Origin of the sequence: Chloroflexus sp. MS-CIW-1 (genome assembly GCF_030444705.1) — a bacterium.
Classification (GTDB): domain Bacteria; phylum Chloroflexota; class Chloroflexia; order Chloroflexales; family Chloroflexaceae; genus Chloroflexus.
The window spans coordinates 260,437-272,531 of record NZ_JAUBWR010000002.1 but is presented as its reverse complement, the minus strand read 5'-3'; the positions used below and the strand labels follow the sequence as shown (position 1 = coordinate 272,531).

At 56.6% G+C, this 12,095-nt stretch carries 14 protein-coding genes and 1 pseudogene; 7 read left to right on the top strand and 8 right to left on the bottom strand.

The genetic code is table 11. The features are described from left to right. Positions 1–27: 27 nt before the first annotated feature. The 7 genes from QTO31_RS19335 to QTO31_RS14050 all read left to right on the top strand — a co-directional run bounded on the left by QTO31_RS19335 (position 28) and on the right by QTO31_RS14050 (position 3,736). Positions 28–117, top strand: coding sequence for a hypothetical protein (locus QTO31_RS19335; RefSeq protein ID WP_367620641.1), 90 nt, complete (start codon positions 28–30; stop codon positions 115–117). Next, a complete protein-coding gene (locus tag QTO31_RS14075; protein WP_301429694.1) occupies positions 96–455 on the top strand; it encodes a nucleotidyltransferase domain-containing protein in 360 nt (119 codons plus the stop codon). Before QTO31_RS19335 ends, QTO31_RS14075 begins: the two co-directional genes overlap by 22 nt. Before the next feature lie 24 nt (positions 456–479). Continuing rightward, complete coding sequence (locus tag QTO31_RS14070; protein WP_301429692.1) at positions 480–608, top strand: hypothetical protein; 129 nt, start codon at positions 480–482, stop codon at positions 606–608. 16 nt (positions 609–624) lie between these two features. Then, complete coding sequence (locus tag QTO31_RS14065) at positions 625–1,191, top strand: hypothetical protein (protein WP_301429690.1); 567 nt, start codon at positions 625–627, stop codon at positions 1,189–1,191. 641 nt (positions 1,192–1,832) lie between these two features. Further along, positions 1,833–2,471: a hypothetical protein gene (locus QTO31_RS14060; protein WP_301429688.1), complete on the top strand. Its 639-nt coding sequence runs from the start codon at positions 1,833–1,835 to the stop codon at positions 2,469–2,471. 29 nt (positions 2,472–2,500) lie between these two features. Continuing rightward, complete coding sequence (locus tag QTO31_RS14055) at positions 2,501–3,070, top strand: hypothetical protein (RefSeq protein ID WP_301429687.1); 570 nt, start codon at positions 2,501–2,503, stop codon at positions 3,068–3,070. A 75-nt stretch (positions 3,071–3,145) separates the two neighbouring features. Next, entirely contained in the window at positions 3,146–3,736 is a 591-nt protein-coding gene (locus QTO31_RS14050; protein ID WP_160173283.1) for a tubulin-like doman-containing protein, read from the top strand. Positions 3,737–3,824: 88 nt separating this feature from the next. Here the strand turns inward: QTO31_RS14050 and QTO31_RS14045 are convergent, their stop codons facing one another. From QTO31_RS14045 to QTO31_RS14015, 8 genes and pseudogenes are all read right to left on the bottom strand, one after another. Beyond that, positions 3,825–5,165, bottom strand: a complete 1,341-nt coding sequence (locus QTO31_RS14045; protein ID WP_301429685.1) for an RNA-guided endonuclease InsQ/TnpB family protein — start codon at positions 5,163–5,165, stop codon at positions 3,825–3,827. A gap of 8 nt (positions 5,166–5,173) precedes the next feature. Beyond that, positions 5,174–5,800 (bottom strand): annotated as a pseudogene (locus QTO31_RS19330) (IS607 family transposase); the annotation flags it as partial. A gap of 342 nt (positions 5,801–6,142) precedes the next feature. Continuing rightward, positions 6,143–6,718 (bottom strand): transposase, encoded by a 576-nt coding sequence (locus tag QTO31_RS14040; RefSeq protein ID WP_301429683.1) that lies wholly within the window; start codon positions 6,716–6,718, stop codon positions 6,143–6,145. 34 nt (positions 6,719–6,752) lie between these two features. Continuing rightward, entirely contained in the window at positions 6,753–7,478 is a 726-nt protein-coding gene (locus QTO31_RS14035; protein ID WP_301429681.1) for a hypothetical protein, read from the bottom strand. Between the two features lie 555 nt (positions 7,479–8,033). Further along, complete coding sequence (locus tag QTO31_RS14030) at positions 8,034–8,708, bottom strand: response regulator transcription factor (RefSeq protein ID WP_031459911.1); 675 nt, start codon at positions 8,706–8,708, stop codon at positions 8,034–8,036. 406 nt (positions 8,709–9,114) lie between these two features. After that, positions 9,115–9,657 (bottom strand): acyl-CoA thioesterase, encoded by a 543-nt coding sequence (locus tag QTO31_RS14025; RefSeq protein WP_031459912.1) that lies wholly within the window; start codon positions 9,655–9,657, stop codon positions 9,115–9,117. Positions 9,658–9,712: 55 nt separating this feature from the next. Further along, entirely contained in the window at positions 9,713–10,576 is an 864-nt protein-coding gene (locus QTO31_RS14020; protein ID WP_301429678.1) for a class I SAM-dependent methyltransferase, read from the bottom strand. 2 nt (positions 10,577–10,578) lie between these two features. Then, positions 10,579–11,895, bottom strand: coding sequence for a WD40 repeat domain-containing protein (locus QTO31_RS14015; RefSeq protein ID WP_301429676.1), 1,317 nt, complete (start codon positions 11,893–11,895; stop codon positions 10,579–10,581). Positions 11,896–12,095: the final 200 nt, after the last annotated feature.

Sequence of the window (12,095 nt, the reverse complement as noted above, 5' to 3'; positions counted from 1 at the left end):
TTTCACATCGAAGGCCGTTATCCCGATGTGCTGATTCCACCACCCTCCCAAGATGAAGCAGAAGGCTATTTGCGGCGGGCACAGGAGATATACCGATGGCTGATGAAGCGATTGTAAAGGTGGTCAGGCGGTACCTGCAAGCCCTGGTGCGGCATGGTATTCCTGTTCGCTTTGGTGTACTGTTTGGCTCTCAGGCGAGTGGTCATCCCGACCCCTGGAGCGACATTGATGTGCTGGTGGTGTCACCCCGGTTTGACAACGAACGCCGGCGGGATGACGTGAACCTGCTATGGCGAGTGGCGGCCCGCACCGATAGTCGCATCGAACCTGTTGCGGTTGGACAGCGCCAGTTTGAAGAGGATGACAGCAGTGCCCTCATTGAGATAGCCCGTCGCGAGGGCCTCATTGTGCCTCTCGCTCAAGCGGCAATGAGGCCGAATCGGACGGCTGATTGAAAGATCTGTCGGAGGAATGTTTCCATGTCCGAACCCATCCTGATTCAAGAACAACGCGTCATCCTGCGACGCCTGCGCCAGACGACGGCGCACCATAGCCAACTCACCACCACCGCCGATGCCCAATGGCAAAGTCAAACGCGCATAAAATAAACACAGGAGGTGTACAATGACCGTTTCAGCATTGATCCAACAGCAACGCCAAATCCTGCACACGCTCCATAGCGCAGTAAGCCAGTATCAGCAGCAAATCGCCGAGGCCCAAGAGCGCCTGGAGCGTACCCTGGAGCAAATCCAGGCAGACAAGGCCGCCGCCGAGCAAGAAGCAAAGCGGGAGTACGAACAGGCAAGGGACAAATACATCACCACAATCCTGGATGCAGAATTGCCCATGAGTGGAGTTAAGGAAGAACATAGGGCGAGCAGAGAACAAGCGAGAGAAAAATTGCGCGCTCAGATGCTTTCAGAGATAGAGAAAAATGAACATATAACAGTAAAAGCAGATTTTGAGTCAGGTGATATGTCTTCAATTAAGGAGCAAATTCGAGAAGTTGGCAGAATTAGCAAAAAATCAGTGGATTCAGAAAGCCTTCTGGGTGCTACTTTGCTAGCAATAGGATTTTTGATTTTTGTCGGTCTCTTAATCAGATTAGTCTTTTTTCACCAGAATCTAATCCTATGCCAGCGACTTGGTGTATTTTGCCCATCTTCCTCACTGCAACAGGGATCTATATAAACAGTAAACGACGCAAAGCAGCCTTAGCAAAAAGATCACACTGTATCGAGCAATTGAGTTATTCTTATCGAAATTGGTTAAAATTGATTATTCAGCGTTCCGAAATGCAAAGCTTAGAAGCACAGCAAGCATATCAGCAAGCGCTTGAGCAGGCAAAGCAAGAGCTTTCAAACAATACGCACCAATTACGCTCCAATGTGCTCTAGACCGGCAAAGTCAGCTTGACGTGACCCCACTGAAGACGTAGGATAGCGACACATCGCTGTTTCGTGAAGGAGTCGCGCAGGAAACGCTTGAATCGCCCGACGGCTGTGCGCAGCGAGGTGCTGCAGTGCCTGCAGCCAACCTGTCCGCTCTGCGGTGGACCGACCTGGCGACCGGATCCCAATCGCCGACGGGTGGTCACGCTGGAGGGGGTGGTCGAGTTGCGCCTGCGCATGCAGCAGTGCCGCACGTCGACCTGCCCACGCGCTCACACACCCTACCGTCCCGAGGCCGAGGGGCGCTAGAGCCTGCCGCAGCACGCGTTTGGCCGTGATGTCATCGCCGAAGTCGGCCGTCTCCGCTCCCAGGCGCACGCCAGCGTCCCTGCGATCCACCAGCGACTCCAGGCCCGCCACCTGCCGATCAGCGAGCGCCGGGTGACCAACGTGCGCGACCGCGATGATGCGCTGGTGGCGCTGCAACTGAACGACCCGGCCCGGCTCAGGGCGGCGACGCAGGCGGCTGGGAAGGTGGTGCTGGCACGCGATGGCCGGCAGCCGACGGTGGGGAACGACGTCCGCTGGGGAGTGCGCGACTGGCTGTCCGGCGCCATCCTGCTGGCGCGCAGCCTGCTGGCGGCCACCGCTGACGACCGCGCGCCGCTGCTGACTGCGGTCAAGGAGGCGCTTGCCGTCCCAATCGTCGGGGTCATCTCGGATGGTCAGCCGTCGGTGCGCAACGCGATGGCGCAGGCGCTGCCGGATGTGCCGCATCAGCGCTGCCAGGTTCCCTACCTGCAAGCGGCGGCCACGCTGGTCTCCGAGGCTGACCGGCATGCGAAGCAGGAGCGGAAGAAGCGCCTGCGCGGAGTGCGCCCGCTTGCGCGCGCTGGGGCGGAGCAGGACAACCCAGCGGCGACCCTGGAGGGCGTGGATGCGGTCGCCATCCGCAGCGCGCTCAGCGACGATGGGCTGGCCCCGCTCGATGGGCCCGGATTGCGGTTGCAGGAGCGTCTCCGCCAGATCCAGCGCAGCATGCAGGCGATGGCGCAACAGGGGGATCGCGTCCGCTGCTGACCACACTGCTCCGACTGGTCGAGCGAGCATTGGACGAGACCGCCGCGCTGTGGGCGCCAATCCGACGCGCCGACACACTGGTCTGGCAGGCGGCGACGGTGCTCAACACTGGGGCGGGACTGCCAGCCGACCAGGTGCAGGCCGCCTACCTGCGGGTGCGACGACGGATGGGACTGGTGAAGCGACACGGTGGCACGCTGGAAGGTGCGCTGACGCACGTCCTGAAGGTGACGCGCAGCTACGCGCCGGGGTTGTTCCACTGCGATACGCATCTGGACATCCCGCGCACAAATCATGGACTGGAGCAGTGCTTCGGGCAGCATCGTCATCACGAGCGCCGTACGACTGGGCGGAAACGGGGGACGCCCGACACGGTGTTGCGTGGCCCAGTGCGCCTGATAACGAGTGTCGCCAGCCGGCTGCAGCGCTGGACGGCCGCTGAGTTGGCGCCATCAAATGTCGCTGCCTGGCGCGAGGTGCGCCAGGCGGTGTGGGCACGCTTCGCCACCCGTGCGCAGGGTCTGCGCTTCCGCCGCGATCCGGACGCCTATGTGCGCGGCCTGGAGCAGCAGTTTCTCACGTCAGGTTTGCCGGTCTAGATAGGAACATATAGCGATGATCGTTCAAGCACCTTGTTATTCCCCAATTTAAACAGACGCATTCGGTGCGTTTGTTTGTACTACGATTTGTTGCAAGGCAAGAACGGGCGATTGGCAAATATTGATAGATTTCTTGGAAGTGGGTTTCAACCCGAGCGTATATTTGTGATTGCTTTGTTATGCGGTGATACTGGTAGTGGACTATTTCTTGATATTGGTTATTTCTTGAAGAATATGTTTCCTGAATCGCTAGCACTTTGCATCCTGACCGTTCCCGAAATATATCCGTCTGCATCCCACTTCTCAGATTACTTCAGGGGCAATGCTTATGCAGCGATAAGGGAATTAGAACATTTTTCCAGAAGCCATTACGAATTTGGTCCCGAAAATTATCGTCTTGTTTTTGACGGTGTGAATCCATTTTCCGAATACTGGGTAGTTGGCAACGAAGAGTTCGCTGGTTCAAAATCTGATTTATCAGCCTATTTTACAGAAATTGCACGAATTATGACTGAAAAAGTTGTATTATCAGGTTCTTTAGATGACAAAGCAGTGTATTTACCGTTATCAGAACATATCCAGTATTGGAAGTCTTGGGAGCAATCATTTCACAAGGTTATGAGCGACGGCGATTTTTCGCTTTATATCAGTCGTGAACTTGAATAAAAGCGGCATAACACCGGCTTGCAGTTGACGCCGCTCCGCTGCGCTTCGCGGCGGCTGAAGCGCAAGCCGTTAGGCTGCTTATCTGCTATCAAGAAAGTGCGCAAAAGTGCGCACACTTCTCTTCCTGCCCCGACGTGTCTTGATGACCACCGTCGTCTCTGACAGGCGTGACTTTCCCGGCTGCGGCGGGGACGGTCCCCGCTGCAGCGCCGCCATTACTGGTCGGACTCGCCACGGGTAGGGCAGTTTCGGTTGCCAGCCGTTTCAGGTTCCGCGCCGCATTGAGGTCACGGTCATGGCGCTCGCCACATTGCGCACACACCCATTCTCGATCGCTCAACGTCAGCGCCTCGTTCTTCCAGCCACACTTGGAACAGAGTCGGCTACTTGGATACCAACGATCGGCGATGATGAGATGAGTACCGTAGCGTTTCGCCTTGTATTCCACCTGCGAGCGGAACACACCAAAGCCCACGTCAGAGATGGCGCGGGCGAGTCTCTCGTTCGCGAGCATCCCTTTGACGTTTACATCCTCGATCACTACCGCTTGGTTTTCGCGGCAGAGTCGGGTCGTGAGCTTATGAGTAACGTCCGCTCGGAGATTGGCAAGGCGGGCATAGAGCCTTGCCAATGTCGCAGCGGACTTTCGCCGGTTGTTCGATACCGGCAGGCGCGTTCCTTTGGGCAGGCGGGCATGGCGTCCAAACCCCGCCATCTCTTTGGCGGCTTGCAGCTTGCGGCTGAGACGCCGACCGCGAATCTTGAGGCGACGCAGCGCTGCGTTGAGCGGCTTTGGCGCTTCGATGACTTCGCCGCTGGAGATCGTTGCGGCAGCCGTAACGCCCAAGTCGATGCCGTTGACATCGTGCGCCGTGCGACGCCGATAGCATTGCGCATCAGGCACTTCGACCTGTATGGCCACAAACCAACGATCCGCCGTGCGCGAGACCGTCGCGCCCAGTATCTTTCCTTTGAAGCGCAGTTCCTCGGTCATGGCGACGTCGCCGATCTTGGGTAGGCGGATCGTCTTGCCGTCCAGACGGAACTTGTCGTTGGCTACGTAAAAGCTGTCGCGGCAGCGCCCCTTTTTCTTGAAGCGCGGTGCGTGCGCCTCTTTGCCAGCCTTGAGGTCGGTGAAGAATCTTTCCCAGGCTTTGGCGAGATGGGCAAACGGCTGGGCGTGTGCGTCCCGGTGAATGTCTCGCAACCACGGCCGTCCCTTCTCGTCGAGCCACTGTGGGTCGGTGTATTTGATGGCGTTGAACTGCTTTTTGAGCGCCATGGCGTTTGGCCTGCCGCCTGCTGCGTATTGCCTGTTCCACTCATTGAGCGCCCAGTTCCAGACACGCCGCGCCGTGCCGCAGGCGCGCTTGACGTAGTCCACCTGCTCAGGAGTCGGACAAAGAGCGATCTTGTGGGTTCGTTGCATGGTTGGGCCTGTTTGACGCCATGTGCATCCTGTTTCAGCGCTGCATCCACCTGCTTTCGATCGTTCCTCACACCGTATCGCCGAGACGAACAACCGTGCACGATGGTCATCACGTCTTGCACCATTTCCGGTTCGGGAGACAGCCGTTCCTGGGTGAGCACCAGCACTGCGCAGCCATGGGTTTTGGCGTCATGTTCGAACCACTCAACGCCGAAACGGGTGAGGCGGTCCCGGTGCGCGAGGATCAGCATCGTGACGTCCCGTCGCCCGATCTCGTCCATACGGGCCAGAAACCGCTTGCGCGTGACGTTCAGCCCGCCGCCCACTTCCTCGATACACTCGACCCCCGCCAATCCCTTCGCCACCACGACCTCTTCCAGCACGTTGCGCTGATTCGCCAGGTCCGGCTGCTGTGCCGCACGCGATACCCGACAGGAGGCGACCAGCGTGGTTGGCGCATGGTTCGCCTGCCGCAAACCGATGAACTCACGGATTTGCGTCTCAGGGGAGAGACGGCGGTTGCTGTCCGTTCGGGCCACCGGAATCAGCCTTCCTTCGCGTTCCCAACGCTGCAACGTCTTGACCGAGACACCAAGGAGTGTTGCGGCTTTCCCTGTGCGCATGGTGTTTTCCATGAGCACCGTTATACACTATCGCGTACTATAAGTCAAACTAGAGTCCGGCTCCCTATGGGGCTCTAAACAGATGATTTCAAGAGGTTGTTTTGGTGATGAGTGAAACTACGACCTTGGTCTTACCGCTTGCCGTAAGAGAATCTCATAGTCTCTATCGTTCCAAGATCGACTCCTGTGCAAAAAGGTTGAACGTTACCAACTGAAACATGAGATGGAACGCCGCTCAGGGGCAAGGAAGAAGCACCGGAAAAGCGAACCAATCATATCTGCCGCCGGTGCCAAGGCATTTTCTGCTTGACGGCTGCTCTGTTCTTTCGGTCCTCCAGGCCATTCCGCCTTTTGCTACGCCAGCAGGTAACGGTGCATTGGCCGCATGGTGCTCACGGTGGCCGAACCTATCACCATCCCGGCAGCCCGGAACACCCCTCGTACCGGCAACGTGCCTGCCGGAAAAGGATGCCTGACGCTGCGCACAATGGCTTCGATAGCGGCACGCAGATGGTGTCCGAGGGGACAGTCGGCTTGGGCGATTTTCCGCCGTTGTGCACGCCGCAGAGCGGCCTGGTCGAAACGCAACCGGGTGTCGGGTTGTTGCTTGTACGGGGTCACCGGGCATGTCTCGCGCAGTGGACAGCTCTGACAGGTCGCTTGCAGGAAGCGGGCCAGGAAGGAGGCCTGCTCTGCCGAGTGCGTGCCTTCGACCGTGTGCCCGTTGGGGCAGGTCATCTGTTGCGGTTGACCGTCTGCAGCGCAGGCACCCGCGAAGTCGTGCAGGCCCAGACGATGTTCATCGGGAGTGCGTCCGCGCAGCGCCGTCTGAATGTGCGTGATGCCCAAGGCATGCAGCAAGGCATCGGGTTGCTCGTTGGCAGAGGCGCCGTCTGTGATGGCAGCCCGCAAGCCGGTGCGTGCTTGCAAGCGGGGAGCGGCTTCCAGCAGCACCTGGGGGTCGTCAGTGTTGGCCGGTGCAACGTGCGGAATGCGTCATGAGTTGAACGGGATTGTCTGGGTCGCCAGGCTGGCTCAGGTGGGCGGAGAACCCCGGCACACGTTGTCCGTGTTTTGCGCGGTAGGCCGCCTCCAGGTCGTCAGGCGATTGCGGACGGGAAGCGCTCAATTCGTCTCCCTTTTTGCCCTCCAACCGCTCGGCGACTACCCGACAGTGTTCCACGCCCACCCGCGCCGGTACGGCGTAGGTCGGGTGGGTGTGATCCTCCGCTTCCAATGCGCGCACCAGGCGGCGCATGTCCGTGCCGATGCGCTGAAGCTGTTCGGCCAGGTCTTCCGTCTTCAGGCGATAGACGTATTGCCCGGCATGCCCCTTCAGATCTGGCGCCAACAACTCCGCATCGCGCCGCTGGTCGGCTTCCCCCACCATACGATGCACCCGCTGCAACACCGTCACCAGCAGGTGCACGCGTCCCATCCGCCGAATGTTGGAAGCCAGCAGCGTGCTGTCCATGCGCTGGTTGCCCGTCTTGCGCGAAAAGGCATGGATGTGAGCGTCAGTCCCCTGCGCGAAGGCCTGGTCAAGGAGATTGACGCCGGTTTCCTGCATATAGCGGCTGAGACGTTCGCGGAAGGAGTACAAGGTGCGCAGGTCAACATCCCCCGCGCTCAACTGACGATACCCAATGGCATAGCGCACCAGAACGTCGAAGCAGGCGTTATCGTCCAATTCTGCATCCGTCTAACCGTTGGCTGCTTTGAGAAATTCCAGCGATACCAGCACGGTGACTGGCACATGCGGACGCGAAGGCAGGTCTGCCTACCACCCTTCGCAGGGCGTTTCATCCAGACGGCAAAAGAAGTGCTGGGAGAAGGTTTCCGCCCAAGAGTTGTGCAAGCGTTTGCGCAGCGGCTCAGGCAATTCATCCACATGGCTGGGGAGAGGGATGTGCAGGTGACGGCTGTTCTTGCGGAACATGACGGCTCTCCGAGAGTTTGGGTTGCCCGCATTATATTAAGGTTTGCCCATTTTGAGGAGGGTATTCGGATAAAATTTGTCGACTCGTTTTTGCAGTGGAGTCATTAGTTAAAATACCCGATGCGTAGGTGGTTGAGATGAAGAATAAAAAAACAGGATTGCTGACCAAACGCTAGTGGTTACCGTGTACTCACAGCAACATGATGGCAAGTCGCTCCGATACATGAGGTTATACAGAGCGTTTGCCCTACTTGAAATACTAACTGACCATTCCCCTCGAATTGAGATAGGTTGTTCACCTGTTGCCTACTCTTCGCGGAGAATATAACCCACACTACGCACTGTATGAATCAGACGCGGTTCACCATTCGCCTCGAGTTTTTGCCGCAGATAGCGTACATACACTTCGAGGATATTACTCTCACCCCCGAAATCGTAATTCCATACCCGGTCGTAAATAATATCGCGGGTGAGGACCTGATTGGGATGGCGCATAAAGAGTTCGAGGAGATCGTACTCTTTCGCAGTCAGTTCTACCCGTCGTTCACCGATACGTACTTCCCGTGAGCGGGTATCGAGCGTTAAGTTGGCGAAACGCAACACATCTTGCGATTGAGCAGCTTGCCGACGGCGCAACTGGGCCCGAATCCGTGCCAGTAATTCCTCGAAGGCAAACGGCTTTACCAGGTAATCATCGGCCCCGGCCTCAAGGCCGGCTACCCGATCGCGCACGGCATCGCGTGCTGTGAGCATAATGATAGGCACATTTGAATCTGCACGGAGTCGACGAGCGACCTCGAAACCATCAACGCCCGGCAGCATCAGATCAAGTACGATCAGATCGTAGTCAATCGTAGCTGCTAACTCTAAACCGCGTGTGCCGTCGAAGGCCACATCGACCTGATACCCTTCAAGACTAAGGCCCCGACGCAGAAATGAGGCTATTTCAGTCTCATCTTCAATAACTAAAATTCGTATCATACTCGTAGTATACGCAGACAGAGCAGGCTCGTCAATGCGGTAAGGTTGTGTGGGATTTTCAAAGTTTTTTCCCGCCTGACAGTGGTAGGAGCGGGGATAGGGGTAAGTGGTAGGGGCAACCCACTCTGGATAGCGACATACTGATGCGGCGAGCGATAGTTCCTGGTCACGCACCACAAGACCTGAGCTAGTGGCCCGCACTCCCGGAGGTAGTAAGAGTGTTTTTCAGACACGATCTATGCTGTAAGGTATATGACTGCATCCTACTCGTATCACGTCTTGCTCATAGATGAGGAACGGAAGAAGACGGAAATTGGACGTCCCTTTTCAGTGGGGGGGCTGCCGCACCTTATCCTTCCTGTCGTTTTTGATCGGGAAGGAATAAGGTGTGGCTCGCCAGCACATCCTAATGCGGCTCACTATCCAGTTCGTTGAGAAAATCCTCTGGATGCTGCCGAATCTCCAGACTACGCTGCTCGATCTCTCGTCGTAACTCACGGCGTAGACGGGCTGCCATCCAGCGCCGTCGTTGTTCGGCAGTTTCGATCCGGAGAGGTGGCACCGGGCACGGACGAAACTCCTCGTCAACGGCAACCATCGTAAAGTAGCAGGTCATCACGTGACGCTGCGTCCGAGCGGTAATGTTTTCGGCGACCACTCGAATCCCAACCTCCATCGAGGTGTTTCCAGTATAGTTGACCGAAGCCAAAAATGTAACCAGCTCGCCGACATGAATCCGGGCCCGAAAGATGACTTGATCTACTGAAACGGTGACAACGTAGCGTCCAGAATAGCGTGAAGCACAGGCATATGCCACTTGATCGAGCAGTTTCAGAATATGACCGCCATGCACATTACCGGCAAAATTGGCCATATCCGGTGTCATCAGCACAGTCATTTGCAGAGTGCGAAATTGTTCAGTCTGTGACTGCTCATGAGAGGATTGCATACACCATCCCACTCCCTGGATCAGGTATGAGTTTACTACTGTTTTTCAAGTATACTCATCCGAGATACGAGACGGTCGTGTTCATGTTGCCTGGTGCCGGCTTTTCAAAGAGCAGAAGATAGTAGCGCCATAGACCGGCATTCAGTGTTCTGGTCTGGGCAATACAGGCTCGCATGGCGGCTATCTGGAGATTAGACTGTAGGCGTAGGGCGTGAAGGATTAGGGCCGCAGGTAGAGTTAATTGCGCAAAATGACCGAGGAATCGTAACGATGGCCCGGCGCTGAGCGTCAGATCATCACGTTGGCGTAACCGTAAACCGGTATGCTCTGCTAACGCAACCAGTTCATCGGCAGTCAGCAGATCAGGCATGGCCCACGGTTGCAACCAGGCCCGTAGTTGCTGACGCTCGGCAGATGTCAGCGTGGAACGAGCGGCAAAGCGGTCGGCAACGATCAACCGTCCGCCCGGACGAAGCAGGCGAATGATCTCGGTAAGGAGCGCTGGTTTATCGGGCGCGTGGCAGATACTCTCCAGCATCCAGATCACATCACAACATCCACTCCGTAAAGGGGTGGCAGCGTAATCGGCACAAAGAAACTGCGCATGACCAGCACGCCGGGCACGTTTTGCCTGTTCGGGTACTATCGTTATGCCGATGACCGGCCCCTGGTGGCTGGCTGCAATGCGGTTGGCACTGGCCCCGGCGCCACAGCCAGCATCTAACAGACACTCACCCGGTTTCAGGTCAACGGTCGCCAAGAGCGTTTCATCAATGGAACGAAGTGCAGCTCGATGACTGCGCGCCTGCTGCCATAACCCGGCATGCATCGCCTGCGACCCACGAATCCAGCCGAACACGCGAAACATCCAGTCGGTCTGACGGTAGAAGGCACGAACAGCTTGATGATGAGCAGACATGGCTATCGAAATGACCAGATACGCACTGTCGAGTCATAACTACCGCTGGCCAGCAGATGACCATCTGGGGTAAATGCAACACAGGTAACACTTTCATTATGGGAACCGAGTTCCCAGCGTAACGTTCCATCACTGATTTGCCAGACGCAAACAACCCGACCGTAGTGGGCACTGGCGAGGTAACGACCATCGGGGCTGAATGCCAGCCCAAAACATGCACCGGCAGGTGTGGACAGAACTTGCAGTGGTTGACCATCGGTAACACGCCAGATAAAGATCATACCATCGGCGCTGGCACTTGCTGCCAGACTACCATCTGGACTTGCTGCCACGCTAAAGATAGTATCACCATGACCGCGTAGAGCGTACATCAGCGAGCGATCCGCCATTCGCCAGATGCGAACTATTCGATCATAGCCGGCCGAAAATAGTAACGATCCATCAGGACTAAAAGTAAGACTATTGATCAGGCCCTCGTGACCGACGAAAGTACCGATTGACTGTCCATCAGTGCGATCCCAGAGGTAGATCACCTGATCCCAACCACCAGTGGCAATCACATGACCTTGCGGTTGAAATGCCACACTGAAACAAGCACCATGGCGCTTTGGGTCACCAAGGTGGAAGAGAAACGTTCCATCTGCCACACGCCAGACTCGTACCCCATGGAGCCGACCGGCTGCGGCCACCAGTTGACTATCGGGGCTGAACGCTATCGCGTTGATCTCACCGATATGACCGTTGATCGCCTGACGCAACTCAATATCGGGTAAATTCCACAGCCGGAGCATCCCATCCCATGATCCGGTTGCCAGTATCTGTTGATCTGGGCTGAACGCCACACTGCTTACCCAGCTTTGCACCGCCAGTATCTGATATAACAGCGGCTGTTGCGATACCCTTGCCGGTGGAATCGGTTGTTCAAGCTGAAACAGCCGATGATGGACGGCTAACAACTGTCGGCTCGGTCGCAGCGCCAATCGTTCTGGTTGGCGTAACCGTCGTCCAACCAACAAACCGTATTCACTATCGCGCAATTCAGGCGCAATCAGCACCTCAAGAGTCATGGCATCGACGGTGAGTAAACCGGCTTGAAAGAGTAATTGCAGATCGGCGCGCAACAATAGCGCATTGTGCGGTTCGAGTGGCCCCTGGGGATCGATTAACGTTGGTCGTAAGACAGCACGAACCTGACAGCCACTAATCGCACAGGTTCCATGGTAAGCAACCAACAATTCACGCCACAAAACATCGAGTGCCGACGAAGCGGGGTCGGCTGGTGTAGCGAGGAATCGGCCAGGAAATGATTGCTGCTGCATTGTCGTGTCGGACTTCCATCATACAAAACGGCACTGTTCCCACGTGGTAATCATCAGGATAGTGCTCATAGATAAACTACGGCTGTGTACGACCGATTGGCAAAATAACTTTTCTTTCAAGTGGATGAACATTGAAGTATCACATGATCGATGTACGACATGCCGACAAGCGAACAACACACTCAATAATAGTAATAGTA

What these genes read in the sequence shown, in the direction of transcription:
- QTO31_RS14045 (WP_301429685.1), bottom strand. Translation starts at nt 5,165, where the DNA reads ATGCAACGAACCCACAAGATCGCTCTTTGTCCGACTCCTGAGCAGGTG.
- QTO31_RS14075 (WP_301429694.1), top strand. Translation starts at nt 96, where the DNA reads ATGGCTGATGAAGCGATTGTAAAGGTGGTCAGGCGGTACCTGCAAGCC.
- QTO31_RS14065 (WP_301429690.1), top strand. Translation starts at nt 625, where the DNA reads ATGACCGTTTCAGCATTGATCCAACAGCAACGCCAAATCCTGCACACG.
- QTO31_RS14070 (WP_301429692.1), top strand. Translation starts at nt 480, where the DNA reads ATGTCCGAACCCATCCTGATTCAAGAACAACGCGTCATCCTGCGACGC.
- QTO31_RS14015 (WP_301429676.1), bottom strand. Translation starts at nt 11,895, where the DNA reads ATGCAGCAGCAATCATTTCCTGGCCGATTCCTCGCTACACCAGCCGAC.
- QTO31_RS14020 (WP_301429678.1), bottom strand. Translation starts at nt 10,576, where the DNA reads ATGTCTGCTCATCATCAAGCTGTTCGTGCCTTCTACCGTCAGACCGAC.
- QTO31_RS14030 (WP_031459911.1), bottom strand. Translation starts at nt 8,708, where the DNA reads ATGATACGAATTTTAGTTATTGAAGATGAGACTGAAATAGCCTCATTT.
- QTO31_RS14025 (WP_031459912.1), bottom strand. Translation starts at nt 9,657, where the DNA reads ATGCAATCCTCTCATGAGCAGTCACAGACTGAACAATTTCGCACTCTG.